Source organism: Streptomyces echinatus (assembly GCF_014203595.1).
Lineage (GTDB): Bacteria > Actinomycetota > Actinomycetes > Streptomycetales > Streptomycetaceae > Streptomyces > Streptomyces echinatus.
Window position 1 is genome coordinate 48,801 of sequence record NZ_JACHJK010000023.1, and the last position, 17,020, is coordinate 65,820.

Annotated in this window: 20 protein-coding genes, 1 pseudogene and 1 riboswitch; of the genes and pseudogenes, 9 read left to right on the plus strand and 12 right to left on the minus strand. The window is 73.8% G+C overall.

Annotation, left to right across the window (positions count from 1 at the left end):
• Positions 1 to 7: 7 nt before the first annotated feature.
• Together FHS34_RS38315 and FHS34_RS38320 are read right to left on the minus strand one after the other, a co-directional pair.
• Entirely contained in the window at positions 8 to 394 is a 387-nt protein-coding gene (locus FHS34_RS38315) for a PPOX class F420-dependent oxidoreductase (RefSeq protein ID WP_184974363.1), read from the minus strand.
• A gap of 78 nt (positions 395 to 472) precedes the next feature.
• The gene (locus tag FHS34_RS38320) at positions 473 to 1,651 is read right to left on the minus strand and encodes a MalY/PatB family protein (RefSeq protein ID WP_184974365.1); all 1,179 of its coding nucleotides are present in this window, start codon (positions 1,649 to 1,651) and stop codon (positions 473 to 475) included.
• Between the two features lie 20 nt (positions 1,652 to 1,671).
• Here FHS34_RS38320 and FHS34_RS43625 point away from each other — a divergent pair, with 20 nt between their 5' ends.
• The 3 genes from FHS34_RS43625 to FHS34_RS38330 all read left to right on the plus strand — a co-directional run bounded on the left by FHS34_RS43625 (position 1,672) and on the right by FHS34_RS38330 (position 4,193).
• Positions 1,672 to 1,794, plus strand: coding sequence for a hypothetical protein (locus tag FHS34_RS43625; protein ID WP_263978494.1), 123 nt, complete (start codon positions 1,672 to 1,674; stop codon positions 1,792 to 1,794).
• A gap of 64 nt (positions 1,795 to 1,858) precedes the next feature.
• Entirely contained in the window at positions 1,859 to 2,689 is an 831-nt protein-coding gene (locus tag FHS34_RS38325) for an SAM-dependent methyltransferase (RefSeq protein ID WP_184974367.1), read from the plus strand.
• Between the two features lie 124 nt (positions 2,690 to 2,813).
• Positions 2,814 to 4,193, plus strand: coding sequence for a S1 family peptidase (locus FHS34_RS38330; protein WP_184974369.1), 1,380 nt, complete (start codon positions 2,814 to 2,816; stop codon positions 4,191 to 4,193).
• Between the two features lie 98 nt (positions 4,194 to 4,291).
• Here the strand turns inward: FHS34_RS38330 and FHS34_RS38335 are convergent, their stop codons facing one another.
• Entirely contained in the window at positions 4,292 to 4,477 is a 186-nt protein-coding gene (locus tag FHS34_RS38335; protein ID WP_103813113.1) for a hypothetical protein, read from the minus strand.
• Between the two features lie 249 nt (positions 4,478 to 4,726).
• Between FHS34_RS38335 and FHS34_RS43085 the strand changes: the two are divergent.
• A pseudogene (locus FHS34_RS43085) lies at positions 4,727 to 4,907 on the plus strand (gfo/Idh/MocA family oxidoreductase); the annotation flags it as partial.
• A gap of 16 nt (positions 4,908 to 4,923) precedes the next feature.
• Here the strand turns inward: FHS34_RS43085 and FHS34_RS38340 are convergent.
• Positions 4,924 to 5,619: a L,D-transpeptidase family protein gene (locus tag FHS34_RS38340; protein WP_184974371.1), complete on the minus strand. Its 696-nt coding sequence runs from the start codon at positions 5,617 to 5,619 to the stop codon at positions 4,924 to 4,926.
• Positions 5,620 to 5,767: 148 nt separating this feature from the next.
• The gene (locus tag FHS34_RS38345; RefSeq protein ID WP_184974374.1) at positions 5,768 to 7,156 is read right to left on the minus strand and encodes an aminotransferase-like domain-containing protein; all 1,389 of its coding nucleotides are present in this window, start codon (positions 7,154 to 7,156) and stop codon (positions 5,768 to 5,770) included.
• A 76-nt stretch (positions 7,157 to 7,232) separates the two neighbouring features.
• Between FHS34_RS38345 and FHS34_RS38350 the strand changes: the two genes are divergently transcribed.
• Complete coding sequence (locus FHS34_RS38350; protein WP_184974376.1) at positions 7,233 to 8,621, plus strand: pyridoxal phosphate-dependent decarboxylase family protein; 1,389 nt, start codon at positions 7,233 to 7,235, stop codon at positions 8,619 to 8,621.
• Between the two features lie 32 nt (positions 8,622 to 8,653).
• On the opposite strand, the gene FHS34_RS38355 is transcribed toward FHS34_RS38350, so the two are convergent.
• The gene (locus FHS34_RS38355) at positions 8,654 to 9,445 is read right to left on the minus strand and encodes an SDR family NAD(P)-dependent oxidoreductase (protein WP_184974377.1); all 792 of its coding nucleotides are present in this window, start codon (positions 9,443 to 9,445) and stop codon (positions 8,654 to 8,656) included.
• A gap of 49 nt (positions 9,446 to 9,494) precedes the next feature.
• On the opposite strand from FHS34_RS38355, the gene FHS34_RS38360 reads away from it, so the two are divergent.
• Positions 9,495 to 10,034 carry a hypothetical protein gene (locus FHS34_RS38360; protein WP_184974379.1) on the plus strand — a complete coding sequence of 180 codons (540 nt, stop codon included), beginning with the start codon at positions 9,495 to 9,497 and terminating at the stop codon, positions 10,032 to 10,034.
• Here the strand turns inward: FHS34_RS38360 and FHS34_RS38365 are convergent.
• From FHS34_RS38365 to FHS34_RS38380, 4 genes are all read right to left on the minus strand, one after another.
• The gene (locus tag FHS34_RS38365; protein ID WP_184974381.1) at positions 10,025 to 10,939 is read right to left on the minus strand and encodes an SDR family oxidoreductase; all 915 of its coding nucleotides are present in this window, start codon (positions 10,937 to 10,939) and stop codon (positions 10,025 to 10,027) included. The two genes, FHS34_RS38360 and FHS34_RS38365, sit on opposite strands and share 10 nt — an antisense overlap.
• A 131-nt stretch (positions 10,940 to 11,070) precedes the next feature.
• Positions 11,071 to 11,700 carry an MBL fold metallo-hydrolase gene (locus tag FHS34_RS38370; RefSeq protein ID WP_184974383.1) on the minus strand — a complete coding sequence of 210 codons (630 nt, stop codon included), beginning with the start codon at positions 11,698 to 11,700 and terminating at the stop codon, positions 11,071 to 11,073.
• Positions 11,700 to 12,788, minus strand: a complete 1,089-nt coding sequence (locus FHS34_RS38375; protein WP_184974385.1) for an S-(hydroxymethyl)mycothiol dehydrogenase — start codon at positions 12,786 to 12,788, stop codon at positions 11,700 to 11,702. The genes FHS34_RS38370 and FHS34_RS38375 overlap by 1 nt, the downstream gene beginning before the upstream one ends.
• A gap of 211 nt (positions 12,789 to 12,999) precedes the next feature.
• Complete coding sequence (locus FHS34_RS38380; RefSeq protein ID WP_184974387.1) at positions 13,000 to 13,305, minus strand: hypothetical protein; 306 nt, start codon at positions 13,303 to 13,305, stop codon at positions 13,000 to 13,002.
• A gap of 172 nt (positions 13,306 to 13,477) precedes the next feature.
• Between FHS34_RS38380 and FHS34_RS38385 the strand changes: the two genes are divergently transcribed.
• Both FHS34_RS38385 and FHS34_RS38390 read left to right on the plus strand, forming a co-directional pair.
• Positions 13,478 to 13,843, plus strand: coding sequence for a nuclear transport factor 2 family protein (locus FHS34_RS38385; RefSeq protein ID WP_184974388.1), 366 nt, complete (start codon positions 13,478 to 13,480; stop codon positions 13,841 to 13,843).
• Positions 13,844 to 14,151: 308 nt separating this feature from the next.
• Positions 14,152 to 14,232, plus strand: a riboswitch (ZMP/ZTP riboswitch).
• Positions 14,233 to 14,258: 26 nt separating this feature from the next.
• Positions 14,259 to 15,107, plus strand: a complete 849-nt coding sequence (locus FHS34_RS38390; protein WP_184974390.1) for a bifunctional 5,10-methylenetetrahydrofolate dehydrogenase/5,10-methenyltetrahydrofolate cyclohydrolase — start codon at positions 14,259 to 14,261, stop codon at positions 15,105 to 15,107.
• A 4-nt stretch (positions 15,108 to 15,111) separates the two neighbouring features.
• Here the strand turns inward: FHS34_RS38390 and FHS34_RS38395 are convergent, their stop codons facing one another.
• Together FHS34_RS38395 and FHS34_RS38400 are read right to left on the minus strand one after the other, a co-directional pair.
• Positions 15,112 to 16,116 carry a CU044_5270 family protein gene (locus tag FHS34_RS38395; RefSeq protein ID WP_184974392.1) on the minus strand — a complete coding sequence of 335 codons (1,005 nt, stop codon included), beginning with the start codon at positions 16,114 to 16,116 and terminating at the stop codon, positions 15,112 to 15,114.
• On the minus strand, positions 16,109 to 16,672 hold the full coding sequence (locus FHS34_RS38400) for an RNA polymerase sigma factor (protein WP_184974394.1): 564 nt from the start codon (positions 16,670 to 16,672) through the stop codon (positions 16,109 to 16,111). The genes FHS34_RS38395 and FHS34_RS38400 overlap by 8 nt, the downstream gene beginning before the upstream one ends.
• A 106-nt stretch (positions 16,673 to 16,778) precedes the next feature.
• On the opposite strand from FHS34_RS38400, the gene FHS34_RS43090 reads away from it, so the two are divergent.
• A partial coding sequence (locus tag FHS34_RS43090) for a cbb3-type cytochrome c oxidase subunit I (protein ID WP_184974396.1) occupies positions 16,779 to 17,020 on the plus strand: 242 nt, incomplete at its 3' end.

Genomic DNA, 17,020 nt, shown 5'->3' on the forward strand with positions numbered 1-17,020 from the left:
GTGGCCCTCACTCCCCGAGGGTCACCCGGATGCCGACCGTGCCGTCCGCACCGCGCCGGAGCCGGCTGCCCAGCAGGGTGAGACGGCCGATGAGGCCGTACTTGCGGGCGATCAGGCTCCGGTAGCGGGCGGTGGTGGCCGGGTCGGTGAGCTCGGCGGTGGCCGGCAGCTGGTCGCCGGTGGGGTTGCCGCGCACGTCGCAGGGACCGACGAGGACGTCGGGGCGGCGCCGGATCCGCTTGACCTTCCAGCTGTCGGCAACCGTCCACACGCCCAGGGCGCCGTCGTCCCGGACCACCCACACCGGGGTGGCGACGGGGGTGCCGTTCTTGCGGAAGCTGGTCACCAGCAGGTATTTGCCGGAGCCGAGCCGGCCGAGCCGCGTGTCGTCCATACCCGCAGTCTAGGAGCCGGCCCGCCGCGCGAGGAGGGGCCCGGCCCGGCGGGCGGTGCCCCGGCGGCACCCGTGGGCTCAGGCCAGGGCCGCCGCCATCCGCCGTACCGCCTCGGTGAGGACCTCGGGCGACGTCGCCAGGTTCAGGCGTGCGTGCCCCGCGCCGCCGGTGCCGAAGGGCAGGCCGGAACTGAGGGCCACCCGGCCGCGGTCGAGAAAGGCGCGGGCGGGATCGTCGCCGAGGCCGAGGGCGCGGCAGTCGAGCCAGGCGAGGAAGGTGGCCTCGGCGGAGTGCGGGCGGATGCCGGGCAGCCGGTCGGCCAGCAGCCCGGCGAGCAGGGTCCGGTTGGCCCGCAGTCCGGCCAGCAGGGCGTCGAGCCAGCCGGTGGCGTCCCGCAGGGCGGCGGTGTGCGCGATGACGCCGAGGTGGCTGGGACCGTGGCTCACCTCCTCGGGCAGCCGGGCGAGGTCGGCGGCGGCTTCCGGCCCGGCGAGCGCCAGCGCGGCCTTGAGGCCGGCCAGGTTCCAGCCCTTGGAGGCCGACATCAGGGCGAAGGCGCGCTCGGCGCCGGCCACGCTCAGGTAGGGCACGAAGGGGACGCCGGGGGTGACGAGCGGGGCGTGGATCTCATCGGCGACGACCCGGACGCCGTACCGTTCGGCGAGGGCGGCGACGGTGGTGAGCTCGTCGAGGGTGTGCACGGTGCCGGTGGGGTTGTGCGGGCTGCACAGCAGGTAGGCGGCCCGGCCGCCGCGTGCGGTGGTCTCCCGGAAGGTGTCCTCCAGGACGCCGGGGTCCAGGCGCAGTCCGGGGCCCAGAGGAGCCTCCACCACCCGGCGGTCCATGTGGGTCACGAACTGGAAGAACGGCGGGTAGACCGGCGGGTTGACGATCACCGGGTCGCCGGGCCCGGTGACCAGTCGGAGCATCTCGACCACGCCGAGCATCACGTCCGGGACGACCGCGGTCCGCTCCGGCGTGATGCCGTGCCAGTTCCAGCGTGCGGCGGCGAAGGCGGCGAGCGCCTCGGCGTAGGCGGTGCCGGCGGGGTACCCGGTGTCGCCGAGGGCGAGCGCGTCCGTGACGGCGCGGACGACGGGTTCGGCGAGCGGGACGTCCATCTCGGCCACCCACAGGGGCAGGACGTCCTCGGGGTAGGTGCGCCATTTCATGCTCGTACGACGTCGCAGCCGCTCCAGGCCGAGCGCGCGCAGCGGATCCGGTTCGCCGGGTGTGTCGTGCGGGATGCTGGTCATGGGGCTCAAGATAGGGGGCCGTGCGGCGTACCGCCCGCGACCGTGCGGCACTGGTCGGCGCGGGTGACGTGCGCGGCCGGGTCCGGCACGCTCCGGCCGGCGAAATCCCGGGCCGGGCCGCGGAGATCGACCGGGGCGTCTAGATTGCGTCCTGCACGGTGCATCTCTCGTCAGGCATCTCATCAGGCATCCAGGAGCTGACCCCACGTGACCGACAACCCGGCAGCCACCAATGACGTGGCCGTGTCGCTGCGCGCCCGTATCAACACCGGCCAGCCGCACACCGCCCGGATCTGGAACTACTGGCTGGGCGGCAAGGACAACTACGAGGTCGACCGCGCGGCCGGCGACCAGATCCGGCAACTGCACCCGGGCATCGGGGAGTACGCGCGTGCCGACCGGCTCTTCCTCGGCCGCGCGGTGCGCCACCTGGTGCACGAGGTGGGCATCCGGCAGTTCCTGGACATCGGCACCGGGCTGCCCACCGCCGACAACACGCACGAGGTGGCGCAGCGGATCGCGCCGGAGTCCCGGATCGTGTACGTCGACAACGACCCGCTCGTCCTGGCGCACGCGCGGGCGCTGCTGACCAGCACGCCCGAGGGCCGTACCGACTACCTGGACGAGGACCTGCGCAACGTCGACGCGATCCTCGAACACGCGGCGAAGACGCTGGACTTCAGTGAGCCGGTGGCGCTGATACTGCTCGGCGTGGTCATCTTCATCGGCGACGACGAGGACCCGTACGGCCTGGTGCGGCAGCTGACGGACCGGCTGCCGTCGGGCAGCCACCTGGTGCTGTCGCACACCATCACCAGCCCGTCGATGCCGGACGTGGACGAGGCGGTGAAGTTCTGGAACGAGCACGGCACTCCGAAGCTCACGCAGCGCACGCCGCAGGACGTGACCCGGTTCTTCGACGGTCTGGAGCTGCTGGAGCCGGGCGTGGTGTCCTGCTCGCGCTGGCGGCCGCAGCACGCTCACGGGGCCGAGCCGGAGGAGGTCGCGATGTTCGGCGGGGTGGCTCGCAAGAACTGAACACCGCCGTCGGTGAACGCCGCCGTCACCGAGGCCGTATGGAGGAGCGGGCCCCCGACGATCCGGGGGCTCCGCGGTGCCGGTTGGGGCATCGCGCGTTCGGGTTCGGCTTCGGGAGCCAGGCATGCGGCACGCACGACGACGGGTCGTCCGGCGAGTGACACGGCTGGCGGCGGTCGGCGGACTCCTCCTGGGGGGCGCCATGGTCGCCCAGGCGGCCATGGCGAGCGAGACTCCGCCGGCGGCCGGCAGAACGCTCAGCTCCGCCGGGGACACCGGTGCCGGGCTGGTGGCGCGGCTCGGCACGGCCCGTACGGCGGGCAACTGGATCGGCGCCGACGGGCGACCGGTCGTGGCGGTGACCGACGACGCCGCGGCTCGGGAGGTCCGGCGGGCCGGGGCCGAGGCGAAGGTCGTGCCGCACAGCATGGACGAGCTGAGGTCGGCGACGGCCACACTGCGTTCGGCGCCACGGGTGGCGGGCACGGCCTGGGCGGTGGACTACCGGACCAACCGGGTCCTGGTACGGGCGGACAGCTCGGTGTCCGCCGGCGACTGGTCCCGGCTGACCGGGGTCGCCGAGAGGATCGGCGGTTTCGTGCACATGGAGCGCACGCGGGGCTCGTTCACCACGCGGCTGAACGGCGCCCAGCCGATCCTGTCGACCGGCGGCCGCTGCTCGGCCGGGTTCAACGTGACCAACGGGCAGTCCGACTTCATCCTGACGGCCGGACACTGCGGGCCCGCCGGTGCCACCTGGTTCGCCGACAACCAGGGGAACCGGCAGCTCGGCTCCACCGTGAACAGTTCCTTTCCCGGCAGCGACTTCTCGCTCGTGCAGTACGCGGGCGGCAAGGCCGGGGAGGGTGCCGACGTGGTCGCGATCGGGGGCGGCAAGGGTGTGCGGATCACCGGGGAGGGCGAAGCGGCGGTCGGGCAGCGGGTGTTCCGCAGCGGCAGCACCAGCGGGCTGCGCGACGGCCGGGTCACCGCGCTGAACGCGACCGTCAACTATCCGGAGGGGACGGTCACCGGGCTCATCGAGACCGATGTGTGCGCCGAACCGGGCGACAGCGGCGGCCCGATGTTCTCCGAGGGCATCGCGCTCGGGGTCACCTCGGGCGGCAACGGTGACTGCACGACGGGCGGTACGACGTTCTTCCAGCCGGTGACCAAGGCGCTGTCGACGCTCGGTGTCCGCCTGATCGTGTCGGCACAGAACGCGGGCGGCGCCCAGGGCGGCGCGTCCTCCCCCGCGCCGTCCGGCGCCGCGAACCAGGGCGCCATGGCCCCCAGCGCGGCCTCACCGGGCTCCTCGGCGCCGGTCACGGGCGTCTCCTCGGAGGGCAGCACGCTGCTGGCGCGGCTGACGGACACCCGGAACGTCGGGCCCGGCCTGCTGGTGATCGCGGGCAGTCTGATAGCCCTGGTGGCGACCCGCTACATCCGGGCGGAACAGGACCGCAAGGCGTACCAGCGGTACTACTCGGCGACGTGGGGCTGACCGGCGACGGCGGGTCCGGCGCGGCCGGGGTACGACGAGAAGGGCACCCGTGCGGTCACGGGTGCCCTCGGTGGTACGGCGCGGTGGTGCGGGGTCGGTCAGGCCGCCCGGTGCGACTGCGGGGCCGCGGCGGCCCACTCCATCACGAGGCGCTGGTACTCGGCGCGCTGCTCGGTGGTCAGTGTCCCGCCCGACCGGCGCCACAGGGCCCGGATCTCCTCGTTGACCTCCGCGGCCGATCGCTCGGAGACGGCTTCAACAGTGGTGGACATGCTGTGAAGCATATGCCGACCGAGGTGAAGGCGCTGTGAGTAAGTACCCGCGATACGGACATTTCGGACCGTGTTACTCATCACGTCAATGTGTCAACCGGAAGCGAGAGTTCACTGGCCGGAGACCTTCGTCTCCAGATCCACCGGGGCGGCCGGCGGGTGCCGGTGGGCGCGGACCACGACCGGCAGTCCGGTGCGCTCGCGCACACGGACGCCCCTGGCGGCTCCCGGCCGCCCGGCCCGCCCCGGCGGCCCCCACCAGGCCCCCACCACTTCCTGGTGGACGACTTCGTCACCGCCGTCACCACGCACACGCCGCGGCCGGTCCACGCGTGGGTGGCCGCCCGCTGCACCCTGCCGGGCATCGTCGCGCACGAGTCGGGCACGGCAGGGCGGGGTGCGGCCGGCGGTCCCGGACCTCGGGGACTCCCCCGAGGCGTGACGGGACCGGCGCGGGCTCAGGTGCCCGGCTTGCGGCCGTAGACGAAGACGTCGTCGCCGTTCTTCAGCAGCGACCAGTACTTCTTGGCGGTCGTCGTGGTCATGTTGACGCAGCCGTGCGAGCCCGGCGGGTTCCACATGCTCAGGCCCACCGAGTGGAAGGCCTGGCCGCCGTCGAAGAACTGGCTGTAGGGCATCGGCACGTTGTAGATGTTCGAGACGTGGTCGATGTCCCGCCAGTAGATCTTCTTCAGGCCGGTGCGGGTCTCGTAGCCGTCGCGTCCCGTGCGCACGGGCACCGGGCCGTAGACCAGCCGGCTGCCGTCCTGGATCCAGCTCAGCTGGAGCGAGAGGTTCACGCAGGCGATCCGGCCCTTGTTCGTCGGGCACTTGCCGTCCCTGTTCGGCTTGTTGCCGACGGCCTTCTGCTTGTTCATCAGGTCCATCACGCCCCAGGTGACGGAACCGGCGTAGCCGATGTTCGGCGTGATGCCGTGCTTGTTCTGGAAGGCCTGGATGGCCTTGCAGTCGGCGGTGGACTGCTTGCCGTCGACCGGACGGCCCAGGAACTTCTCCACCTGCTTCTGGTACGGCCCCGTCGTCGAGGTACAGCTCGCGGCCTGAGCCGGTGCCGCGGTGACGGCGAGCGCGAGCGGCGCCACCAGTCCCGTGACACCCAACGCGATGACGCCTCGTCTGCCTATGCCCCCCATGGCGGCTCTTCCCTTCCGGTTCCCTGGTGGTTCGCCCGGTCCTCCCCCGGGTGTTCCCCCAGCGCGATTCCCGTGGTCTCGGACTACTAGACCCGGTCGGGCAAGGCATGGTTGTGTTTCCGGTCAGGCTGTGACGAAACGGTGAAGTTCAGACCGTACAACACGCCCTCAGCAGCCCGACCGCCCGGGTCAGGGTCTCCGGTGTCGCCGTGAACGGCAGGCGGAGGTGGCGGCTGAGGGTGGTGCGGTCGGCGCTGAACCGGGGGCCGGGGGTGACCGCGAGGCCGCGTGCGGCGGCCCGGGCCGCCAGGTCGACGGCGCCCGGTCCGGCGGCGCCCAGATACAGCCACAGCGTGAGCCCGCCCGCCGGGACCGTGTACGTCCAGCCGGTGCCGGCGAGCAGCGCGGCGAGGTGGTCGCGCTGGGCGCGCAGCCGGGCGCGCCGGTCGTCGAGCACAGCGGCGAACGGCTCGCCGAGGAGTTCGGCGGCGACGAGCTGTTCCAGGGGCGGCGGCGCGAGCTGGGCCTGCAGCGGACCGGTCCGCAGCTGTCGTACGAGGTCCGCGGTCGCGCGGATCCAGCCGACCCGGAGCCCGCTCCACAGGGTCTTGCTCGCCGAGCCGATCTGGACGACCCGCGCCCCCGCGAGGTGGGGTTCGGTGCCGGGCGGGGTGCGCAGGTCCAGGTCGCGCATGGTCTCGTCGGCGATGACGGTCAGTCCGTGGCGGCCGGCGAGCTCGGCGACCGTCCGCCGGGCGCCGGCCGTCATGTGGGCGCCGGTCGGGTTGTGGAAGTCCGGGACCAGGTAGGCGAGTCGGGGGCGGTGCCGGCGCACGGCGGCGGCGAGGTGCGCGATGTCCCAGCCGTCCGCGGCCGACACGGGGACCGGCAGCAGGCGGGCCCGGCGGGCGCGGAGCACGGCGAGGGCGCCGGGGTAGGCGGGGCTCTCCACCATCACGGGCGCCCTGCGGTCGGTGTGCAGGTGGTCCAGGAGCAGGGTGAGGGCGGCCTGGGCGCCGGCGGTGACCAGGATCTGTTCGGGGCGGGTGGGCAGACCGGCACGGGTGTAGCGCTCCGCCAGGAGTTCGCGGAGCCGGGGCAGGCCGGCCGTGGCGATGCCCGAGTCCACGAGCAGGGGTGCGCTCAGCTCGGCGGCGCGGACCAGGGCGGCGCGGTAGGCGTCGTGGGGCGCGGCGGTCACCGCGAGGGTGAGATCCAGGCCGGCCTCGGGTGCGCCGCCCCGGTCGAGGGACCAGGGGGTGGTGCGCTCGGTGAGGCGGGCGGGCAGGCGCACCTCGCTGCCGCTGCCGTGCCGGGTGCGCAGCCAGCCGTCGGCGCGCAGCAGGCTGAGCGCGGCCACCACCGTGCCGCGGCTGAGGTGCAGGATGCGGGCCAGTTCCCGTTCCGAGGGCAGCCGGGTGCCGACGGCGAGCCGGCCGTCGGCCACGGCGTCCCGGACCGCCGCTGCCAGGGTGCGGGCGAGGGGTCCGGGCCGGGTGCGCCAGTCGCCGAGCGCGGCGACGAATCCAGAGTCCACCGGTCCATTTTTACTGGTCCAGTCGGAGCGGATTGGACCGGGCGCAGGGGGTGCGCCGCGGTCTACGCTGCGGCGCATGCACCCTGTTCTCGCCGACGATCTCTCCCGGCTCCCCGAACTGCTGCAGGCCGTCCGTGACGTCGCCGCCCGGGAGGTGGCGGGGCTGGCGGGCCGGCCGGTCGCCGCGCCCGGCCGAAGCCCCGGGCGGGCCCCGCTGCCGGCCGAGGGCGCGGGCGGCGACGGCGCCCTCGCGCGGTTCGCCGAGCGGTGGGCGCCCGGCTTCTCCGGCTCCGCCGGCCCGCGCTACCTCGGCTTCGTCACCGGTGGCGCGACGCCCGCGTCCGTCGCCGGGGACTGGCTGACGTCCGTGTTCGACCAGAACCTGTCCGGGGCCGGGGGTTCCTGGGCGCAGGAGCTGGAGCGGGAGACGGTGGCATGGCTGCGTGAGCTGTTCGGGCTGGGCGAGGCGCACAGCGGGGCGTTCGTGACGGGCGCCACCGTGTCCAACGCGGTCGGGCTGGCCGTCGGCCGGGAGTGGGCGGGGGAACGGCTGGGCGTGGACGTCTCCCGGGAGGGTGCCGCGGCGCTGGGCCCGCTCGACGTGCTCTCCGGCAGTCCCCACTCCAGCATCGCCAAGGCGATGTCGGTGCTGGGCCTCGGCCGGGACCGGCTGGTGCGGGTGCCGCTGCTGCCGGGCGGCCGGGAGGCCGTCGACGTGACCGCGCTGGAGGCGATGCTGGCCGAGCGGGCCGGGCGGCCGGTGATCGTCGTCGCGAACGCGGGCACCGTGAACACCGTCGACTTCGACGACCTGCGGGCGATCGCGGCGCTGAAGGAGCGCCACGACTTCTGGCTGCACGTGGACGGGGCGTTCGGTGCCTTCGCCGCGCTCAGCCCGGAGCACGCCGCGCTGGTCGAGGGGCTGGACGCGGCCGACTCGGTCTGCGTGGACCTGCACAAGTGGCTCAACGTCCCCTATGACGCGGCCGTCCAGTTCACCCGGCGCCGTGATCTGCAGGTGGCGGTGTTCCACAACGCCTCGCCGTATCTGGGCCTGCCCGAGGACGAGCCCGACTTCCTGCATCTGACCCCGGAGAACTCGCGCCGGCTGCGGGCGTTGCCCGCCTGGTTCTCGCTGATGGCGTACGGGCGGGCCGGGCACCGGGAGATCGTGGAGCGCAACGTCGTCCTGGCCCGCCGGCTCGGCGCGGGCGTCGAGGCGCTGCCGGGCCTGCGGCTGCTGGCACCCGTCCGGCTCAACGTCGTCTGCTTCACCCTCGCCGGGGACCCGTCGCCGGAGCGGGTGGCGGAGCTGGCCCGGGCGGTGGCCGCGACCGGGGAGGCGTATGTGACGCCGACGGTGTACGGCGGGGTGCCCGGGCTGCGCGCCGCGTTCAGCAACTGGCGCACCACCGAGGCCGACACCGACCGGGTGCTCCGGGCGCTGGCGGCGGCCTCGGGCTGAGGCCGGTGCCTGCGGCGGGCTGGGCCCGGCGGTCAAGACGGACGCCGGACGGCCGCATGGAAGCCGGTGTTGACGGCGGTGAGACCGCCGTCGACCACGAGGGTGGTCCCGGTGATCCAGGCGGCGTCGTGGGAGGCGAGGAAGGCGACCGCGGCGGCGACGTCCTCCGGTTCGCCGACCCGGCCGAGCGGGTACAGGGCGCGGACGGCGTCGAGATCGTCGTCCCGCCCCGCCCACGCCGAGGTGCGGACCGTGCCCGGCACCACGAGGTTGACCCGCACGCCCCGGGCCGCAGCGTGCCCGGCGAGGGTCCGGGTCAGGGAGCCGAGGCCGGCCTTGGCGGCGCTGTAGGCGTGGTTGCCGAAGTCCTGCAGGCCGTTGACGGAGCCGATGCTCACGATCGCCCCGCGTCCGGAGGCGGCGAGGTGCGGCAGGGCGGCCCGGCAGCAGCGGTGGGCGCCGGTCAGGGTGACGTCGAGGTCGCGCGCCCACACCTCGTCAGGGTCCTCTTCGAAGAGCGGGGTGTCCGGGCTGCAGTGGGCGGCGCTGTTGACCAGCACGTCCAGCGCGCCGAACGCGGTGACGGCACGGTCGACGGCCGCCTCGACGGCGTCGCGGTCGGCCACGTCGCAGGCGAACGCCTCGGCGGCGAGGCCCTGTCGGCGCAGGGCGGAGGCGGTCCGCTCGGCCTCGGGCAGGTCCCGGTCGGTCACCAGGACCCGGCCGCCCTCCTCGGCGAGTCGCCGGGCGACGGCGGCGCCGATGCCGCGGGCGGCGCCCGTGACGAGAACTCCGTGTCCTGCGAAGCGCTTGAGATCGGTCATGGGTAGACGGTACGAGCGCGGCGGTCGACACCACGGGTAGCGTGCTGCCATGGCGGCCTTCCTGCAGCAACTCCCGGCTCTGATCGGCGTCGTGATAGGCGCGCTGGGCTCGTACCTGGCGGTGGTCCGCAGCGACCGGGCGAGGTTCCGGCGCGAACGGGCGGCCCGCTGGGAGGAGAGGCGGCTGGCGGTGTACTCCGACTACGCCCGCACGCTCAAGCGGGCGGTGACGCTGACGTACCGGGTCGCCGCCCACCTCGGCAACGACCCGCACCCGCATCCGTTGTCGGCCGAGGAGGCGGCACCGCTGATGGCCCAGGCGGCCCTCGACCGGGACCCGGCCGGGGAGTCGCTGCTCCTGCTGGGCAGCGCGGCCGTGGTGGAGAAGGCCCGCACCTGGGTCGTGACCGTGATGGAGATGGAGCGGTTCCTGCGGGAGGAGACCCGTGATCCGCGGGCGTGGCAGGAGCTGCTGGAGCGGCAGCGCGCCGGCCGCGAGGGGTATTACGCGGCCGTGCGCGAGGACCTGACGCTGCCACCGGGGCACCCGGCCCGATGGCCGCTGCCGGCCGCGAGCGCTCAGCGGTAGCCGGTGGTGTCGGCCGGCTTGCCGGCGTCCTGCACCTCGACCAGGTACCGCCAGGCGTCCGGCCGGCTGCCGTCGAGGTCGGTGAAGCCGTACTCCCGGGCGAGGCCGCCGCTGGAGAGCGACCGTCCGTTGAAGCGGGCCACGCCGGGGTCGGCGGCCAGGGCGGCGACGGCGCGGCCGGTGTAGCGGGGGGTCTCGGAGATGGCGAAGTGCGGTTCCCGCTCCAGTGCCCGCCGCCAGTCGTCCTCGCGGACGCCGTACGCCTCCAGCATGATCTCCGAGCGCATCCAGCCGGGGGTCAGGGCCACGGCCGTCGCGCCGCGCGGGCCGAGTTCGTGCCCGAGGGCGAACGCCATGCGCAGCACGGAGGCCTTGGCGAGGTCGTAGAAGAAGTTCACGCGGTAGGTGTCGCGGTTGTAGTCCGCGGTGCCGTCGGTGACCTCCACGACCAGGCCGCCGGGCCGGCTGAGCAGGAGCGGCAGCGCGCAGTGGCTGGTCACGGCGTGTGTCTCCACCGCGAGGCGGAGCAGCCGGAGCCCGTTGTCGAGGTCGTGCTCCCACACGGGGGTGTTCCACTCGAAGAGCTTCTCGCCGCCCCAGATGTCGTTGACGAGGACGTCGAGGCGGCCCTGTTCGTCCGCGATCCGGGTCACGAGATCGCGGACGGCTGACCTGTCCAGGTGGTCGACCGGTACCCCGATGCCCTTCCCGCCGGCCGCGGTGACGAGATCGGCGGTGTCCTCGATGGTCTCGGGGCGGTCGTACTCGGAGCGGCGGGCGCGGGTGCTGCGTCCGGTGACGTAGACGGTGGCGCCGGCCGCGCCGAGTTCGAGGGCGATGCCCCGTCCGGCGCCCCGGGTCGCCCCGGCGACCAGCGCCACCTTGCCCTGCAGCGGTCCTGTCATGTCCTGCCTCCCGTGTGGTGCGACTGCTCTCGTGCTCCACTGTCACCGGGAAGCCGGACATCCTCTGTCTGCTTTTACGGCGGCGCGTCGGTGACCTGCTTCACGCGCCGCCGGTGGTGGTCCGGCGCCGGTCAGTGCCCGCGCCGGATCCACTCCTCCAGGTGGGGTGCCTCCGCGCCGATGGTCGTGGCGTCGCCGTGGCCGGTGAGCACCTTGGTCTCGGGCGGGAGGGTGAGCAGCCGGTCGCGGATGGACTCGATGATCGTCGGGAAGTGGGAGTAGGAGCGTCCGGTGGCGCCCGGCCCGCCCTGGAAGAGGGTGTCGCCCGTGAAGACGGTGCCGAGACCGGGGTCGTACAGGCAGACGGCGCCCGGGGCGTGGCCGGGGGTGTGCAGGACGGTGAGGTCGGTGCCGGCCGCCTCGATGACCTGGCCGTCCTGGAGGTGCCGGTCCGGGTCGCGGTCGGGGTGGGTCTGCCTCCACAGCGGCAGGTCGTCGGGGTGCAGCCAGACGGTGGCGCCGGTGAGTTCGGCGAGGGCCGGCGCGGCGTTGACGTGGTCGTTGTGGGCGTGCGTGCACACGATGGCGATCAGCCGCCGGTCGTCGACGGCGTCGGCGATGGCCTTGGCGTCGTGCGCGGCGTCGATGACGATCACCTCCCGCTCGTCGCCCACGATCCACACGTTGTTGTCGACGTCCCAGGTGCCGCCGTCGAGGGTGAACTGCCCCGAGGTGACCAGACGTTCGATGCGCACGGTCATCAGAGCACCACCACCGAGCGCAGCACGTCGCCCTGGTGCATCCGCTCGAAGGCCTGCTCCACCTCGTCCAGTCGGATGGTCTCGGTGACGAACGCGTCGAGCGGCAGGCGGCCCTGGAGGTGCAGGTCGATCAGCACGGGGAAGTCGCGGCTGGGCAGACAGTCGCCGTACCAGGAGGACTTCAGCGCGCCGCCGCGTCCGAAGACGTCCAGCAGGGGCAGTTCGAGTTTCATCTCCGGCGTGGGGACCCCGACCAGGACGACGGTGCCGGCCAGATCGCGGGCGTAGAAGGCCTGCTTGTAGGTCTCGGGACGGCCGACGGCCTCGACGACGACGTCGGCACCGAAGCCGCCGGTCAGCTCGCGGATCGCCTCGACCGGGTCGGTCTCCTTGGAGTTGACGGTGTGGGTGGCGCCCAGGGAGCGGGCCTTGTCCAGCTTGCGGTCGTCGATGTCCACGGCGATGATCTTCGCCGCGCCGGCGAGGTTCGCCCCGGCCACGGCCGCGCAGCCGACTCCGCCGCAGCCGATGACGGCGACCGAGTCACCCCGGCCGACGTTCCCGGTGTTGATCGCGGCGCCGATGCCGGCCATCACTCCGCAGCCGAGGAGGCCCGCGACCGCCGGGGAGACGGCCGGGTCGACCTTGGTGCACTGGCCCGAGGCCACCAGCGTCTTCTCGGCGAAGGCGCCGATCCCGAGGGCCGGGGAGAGTTCCTGCCCGGTGGCGGCGAGTGTCATCTTCTGCCGCGCGTTGTGGGTGTTGAAGCAGTACCAGGGACGCCCGCGCAGACAGGCCCGGCACTGCCCGCACACCGCACGCCAGTTGAGGACGACGAAGTCACCGGGGGCGACGTCGGTGACGCCCTCGCCGACGGACTCCACGACGCCGGCGGCCTCGTGGCCGAGCAGGAAGGGGTAGTCGTCGGAGATGCCGCCCTGCTTGTAGTGCAGATCGGTGTGACAGACCCCGCAGGCCTGGACGCGTACGACGGCTTCGCCGGGCCCCGGGTCCGGCACCACGATCGTCTCGATCCGTACGGGCTCGTCCTTGCCCGGTGCGATCACGCCGCGTACTTCCTGCGCCATGGTCTGGTCCCTTCTACGATTGCCTTCGCCGCCGACCCTACGCGCGACCGATCGGCAGCGGGACGGACCACGACGGTGATCGCGGATCTTTCGCCACGCGCAACGGCGGTTGCGGGCACTGCCCGAGGCGCGCGGCGCGTCCCGTCCACCCACCCGTCCCGCTCGGCGGTGGGGGCCGCCCGGCCGGGACGGCCCCGCGACCGGCGGCGGGTCAGGCCTGGACGGCGGGCAGCAGGCCGGTCACGGGCGCCACCGGACCGGCCACCTGCCACAGCTCGTTGAGCCGGTTCAGCTCGTTGACCTGGTTCAGCGCGCGCGCCTGCTCGGAGACCCGCGGCACCTCCTCCTTGTACTGCGCGGGGATGTCGCTGACGGTGAGCGAGTCGAGCACGGCCATGGGGCTGAGCTGCCCGGTGTCCGGTGCGCTCGCCTCGGCCGCGTTCGCCAGTGGCGCGGCAAGACCGGTGACCCCGGCGGCGAGGCCGAGGGCGGCGACGATACGTCGTGTTGAGATCATGTCCTCAGCAACGGCGGCGGGTCCCGGCCGGACACGGGCGGCGGTATCCGCTCACCCGTGAGGCGGATCGTGGCGGCTGCGCTTGCCGAGGCCACCGGGGCGGAGGAGTCTCGAAGACGGGACCCGTGCGGCTCGTTCCCGGACGGGCCGCGGGCGTCTGAAGGAGGTCACCATGGGTATCGCGACGGGGTCCGCTTTCGACACCGAGACACTGCGCCGGGGCATCGAGGGGAACACCGGCAACAACCTTCTGTCGCTCTACGCGGACGACGCGGAGATCCGCATCGTCGACCGCAACAACCAGCCCAGCCACCCCACGGTCCTGCACGGCCGGGGCCAGATCGCCGAGTTGCTGGACGACATCTACAGCCGCGACATGACGCACAAGCTGGAGCGCTGTGTGATCCAGGGCGACCAGGCCGCCTACAGCGAGTCCTGCGAGTACGAGGACGGCACCCGGGTGCTCGCCGAGTCGATGATCACCCTGCGGGACGGCAAGATCACCGATCAGCTGATCATCCAGGCCTGGGACGAGTAGGACCCGGCCCGGTAGGGCAGGCGCCGGAAGGAGAGTGGCGCGGGTCCAGGTCAGCTCGCGGCTGACCTGGACCTTCTCGGTGCGGGCCGCCCTGCTGCGGGCGCACCGGCGGCACCCGGAGCCGGTGCCCGCGGCCCGGCTGCCGGTGCCGGCCGCGCTGCTCCGCTCGGCACCGCGGGCGGCGCGGCCGCGGGCGGTGCGGGTGCGGCGGCCGCGCCGCGGGCGGTGCGGGTGCGGCGGCCGCGCCGGCGGTGAGGGGCCGGCCCGAGGGCGGGCCCGGGGGGGCGTACGGACTCTCGGTTACGCTGTACGCGGGCCGTGACTGGCGCTGAGGTGGAGTACCACCGGGGAGCGGTCCGTGGTGGTTGCCGCGCGCCTGGGCGAGGAGAGTCGATCCAGCTCAGGAGTGTGCAGCATGACCCAGGCCCGTCTGATGGACGGCACCGCGCTCGCCCGCCGCATCATCGAGGACACCGCACGGCAGGCCGCCGGTCTCACCGAGCGGACCGGACGGGCGCCGTGTCTGGCGACCGTACTGGTCGGTGAGGACCCGGCGTCCGTGACGTACGTCCGGATGAAGCAGAACCGCTGCCGCAAGGCCGGCATCGAGTCCCGGCACATCGCGCTGCCCGCCGGCACCACCACGGCCGAACTCGTCGGCACCCTGCGGGAGTTGTCGGCCGACCCCGGCGTGCACGGCATTCTGCTGCAGCACCCGGTGGGCGACCACGTCGACGAGCGCGCCGCGTTCGAGGCGATCGCGCCGGAGAAGGACGTGGACGGGGTCACCTTCGCCTCGTTCGCCACGATGAGCTTCGGTCTGCCGGGCTTCCTCTCCTGCACGCCCGGAGGCATCGTGCGGCTCCTGGACGAGTACGGCGTCGACCCGGCCGGGAAGCGGGCCGTGGTGGTGGGCCGCAGCGCGATCCTCGGCAAGCCGGTCGGCATGCTGCTGCTGGCCCGCGACGCGACGGTGACGTACTGCCACTCGCGCACCCGGGACCTGTCCGCGGCGGTCCGCGAGGCCGACATCGTCGTCGCCGCGGTCGGCCGCCCGCGGCTGATCCGCGGGCAGGACATCAAGCCCGGCGCGGTCGTGATCGACGCGGGCTACAACCCGGGCAACGTCGGCGACGTCGACTTCGGCTCCGCGGTGGAGCGGGCCTCCCTGATCACCCCGGTGCCGGGCGGGGTCGGGCCGATGACGATCGCCACCCTGCTGGAGCAGACCGTGCGGGCCGCCGCCGGGCAGCTCGGGGCATAGCGGCTCAGCGCATCCAGGCGGAGTACTGCATCACGTCCCCGGCGTCGAGGCCGTACTCGGGTTCGGCCCGGGTGGCGGTCAGCTCCAGCCCCAGGACGGCCCCGGTGGACGGGTCCATGATCAGCATGCGCCGGGCGCCGCTCCGGTCCTGGTGCACATAGGCCTGTCCGGTGCGTCCGAGCCGGTCCGTGACCCGGCCGGCGGGGTTCAGTCCCGGCGTGTCGGCCAGGAGCCGGGCGAGCGCCGCGTTCTCCCGGGCGCCGAGGGTCCAGTGGTCGAGCAGGAGGTCGACGGCGTCGAGGAGTTCGCCGGGGGTCATCCCGCCGTGGAGGGACGCGGCCTCCCGCAGGTAGCCGCGCAGCCGTGCGACATCGTGCGGCGGCGGCGCCTCGGGCGGGGCGTCGCTCCAGCTCGGCGGGTAGGTCCCCCGGCTGATCACATGGCCGTCGGCGACCGGCCGGGGCTGCTCCCCCTCGTCGCTGAGGACGGGCCGGCCGGGGTGGCGCGGATCGGTCGCCACGACGAGTTCGGTGTGGCTGCCGTCCGGCTTCCAGCGCACGATGGTCTCCTGCGGCAGGGTGACCGGCGGCGCCTGGTCGCTCATGCCCATGCTCCAGGACTGGACGTGGGTGCCCTTGCGCAGGCCGGACGGGTCGTCGGCCGCGGCGGCGGCGGCCCGGTCGGCCAGCAGCGCCAGGGGTTCGGGCGTGGAGCCGGCCCGCACGACCAGCGGGCGGGGCGCGGCCACGGCGGGCTGCGGGCTCGGGCCGCCGAGCAGCGCGGTGAGGGCGGTGGCCAGGACGACGCCGGTGGCGGCGAGGCCCCACAGCAGGCGGGGCCGGGCGGCGCGGCGGAGGCGGGGGCGGCGCACGGGGCGGGGGGCGGGTTCCTGGTGCAGCAACCGGTCCAGCCGCCGCTCGGCGCGGTGGTCCAGCGGGCCGTCGCCGTAGTACGGGCCGTCGTCCGGGACCGGGTTGGCGCGGCGCAGGAGTTCGAGTTCGTCAGGCATGGCGGGGGTCCTTGCGGGGTGTGGCGTCGACCGGGGACATGGGCTGCGCGGCCGCGGTCCGCAGGCGGTCGATCTCGGCGCGGAGCCGGCGGCGGGCCCGGTGCAGGCGCATGGCCGCCGCGCGCCGTCCGCAGCCGAGGGCGACCGCGATCTCCTCGGCGCCGAGTTCCTCCCAGGCGGCGAGGCGCAGCACCTCCCGGTCGGCCGGGGCGAGCCGGTCCAGCGCCTCGTGCACCCAGGCGCCGGGCGCCTCGGATTCGGGTCCGGCCGCGACGTGCCGGCCGTGCGCCGCCTCGTCGTTGCCGAGCCGGTCCACCAGCCGGAGCCGGCGCCCGTAGCCGCGTACCGCGTTCGCCAGGCAGTTGCGGGCCACCCCGTACAGCCAGGGCAGCGGCGTGGCCGGCAGGTCGGCCCGGCGTCGCCAGGCGACCGTGAACACCTCCGCCACCACTTCCTCCACCTCGTCGGCCCGCCCCTGCAGTCGCCTCGCGACATAGCGGCTGACCGCCCAGTAGTGCTCGCGATAGGCAGCGGCGAAGATCTCGTCGTTGCTCATGTTCGGTTCGTGTCCGGCACTCCCCGGATCGTCACGCCCTTCTTCCGTGATGCTCCTCGCGCCGTCCGAGTGTGACGCGGGGGACGGGCACGGACACAGGCGGGGTGTGAAGAGGATCCGAGACACCAGGGCCGTGCAGTGGCTCACCAGCACCGATCACAAGACCATCGGAACGCTCTACTTGGTCACCGCGTTCGCGTTCTTCCTGATCGGTGGCGTGATGGCGCTGCTGATGCGCGCCGAGCTGGCCCGGCCGGGTCTGCAGATCATGTCGAACGAGCAGTTCAACCAGGCGTTCACGATGCACGGCACGATCATGCTGCTGATGTTCGCGACGCCGCTGTTCGC

What these genes read in the sequence shown, in the direction of transcription:
- FHS34_RS38315 (WP_184974363.1), bottom strand. Translation starts at nt 394, where the DNA reads ATGGACGACACGCGGCTCGGCCGGCTCGGCTCCGGCAAATACCTGCTG.
- FHS34_RS38320 (WP_184974365.1), bottom strand. Translation starts at nt 1,651, where the DNA reads ATGACCAGCATCCCGCACGACACACCCGGCGAACCGGATCCGCTGCGC.
- FHS34_RS38330 (WP_184974369.1), top strand. Translation starts at nt 2,814, where the DNA reads ATGCGGCACGCACGACGACGGGTCGTCCGGCGAGTGACACGGCTGGCG.
- FHS34_RS38335 (WP_103813113.1), bottom strand. Translation starts at nt 4,477, where the DNA reads ATGCTTCACAGCATGTCCACCACTGTTGAAGCCGTCTCCGAGCGATCG.
- FHS34_RS38340 (WP_184974371.1), bottom strand. Translation starts at nt 5,619, where the DNA reads ATGGGGGGCATAGGCAGACGAGGCGTCATCGCGTTGGGTGTCACGGGA.
- FHS34_RS38350 (WP_184974376.1), top strand. Translation starts at nt 7,233, where the DNA reads ATGCACCCTGTTCTCGCCGACGATCTCTCCCGGCTCCCCGAACTGCTG.
- FHS34_RS38355 (WP_184974377.1), bottom strand. Translation starts at nt 9,445, where the DNA reads ATGACCGATCTCAAGCGCTTCGCAGGACACGGAGTTCTCGTCACGGGC.
- FHS34_RS38360 (WP_184974379.1), top strand. Translation starts at nt 9,495, where the DNA reads ATGGCGGCCTTCCTGCAGCAACTCCCGGCTCTGATCGGCGTCGTGATA.
- FHS34_RS38365 (WP_184974381.1), bottom strand. Translation starts at nt 10,939, where the DNA reads ATGACAGGACCGCTGCAGGGCAAGGTGGCGCTGGTCGCCGGGGCGACC.
- FHS34_RS38370 (WP_184974383.1), bottom strand. Translation starts at nt 11,700, where the DNA reads ATGACCGTGCGCATCGAACGTCTGGTCACCTCGGGGCAGTTCACCCTC.
- FHS34_RS38375 (WP_184974385.1), bottom strand. Translation starts at nt 12,788, where the DNA reads ATGGCGCAGGAAGTACGCGGCGTGATCGCACCGGGCAAGGACGAGCCC.
- FHS34_RS38380 (WP_184974387.1), bottom strand. Translation starts at nt 13,305, where the DNA reads ATGATCTCAACACGACGTATCGTCGCCGCCCTCGGCCTCGCCGCCGGG.
- FHS34_RS38385 (WP_184974388.1), top strand. Translation starts at nt 13,478, where the DNA reads ATGGGTATCGCGACGGGGTCCGCTTTCGACACCGAGACACTGCGCCGG.
- FHS34_RS38390 (WP_184974390.1), top strand. Translation starts at nt 14,259, where the DNA reads ATGACCCAGGCCCGTCTGATGGACGGCACCGCGCTCGCCCGCCGCATC.
- FHS34_RS38395 (WP_184974392.1), bottom strand. Translation starts at nt 16,116, where the DNA reads ATGCCTGACGAACTCGAACTCCTGCGCCGCGCCAACCCGGTCCCGGAC.
- FHS34_RS38400 (WP_184974394.1), bottom strand. Translation starts at nt 16,672, where the DNA reads ATGAGCAACGACGAGATCTTCGCCGCTGCCTATCGCGAGCACTACTGG.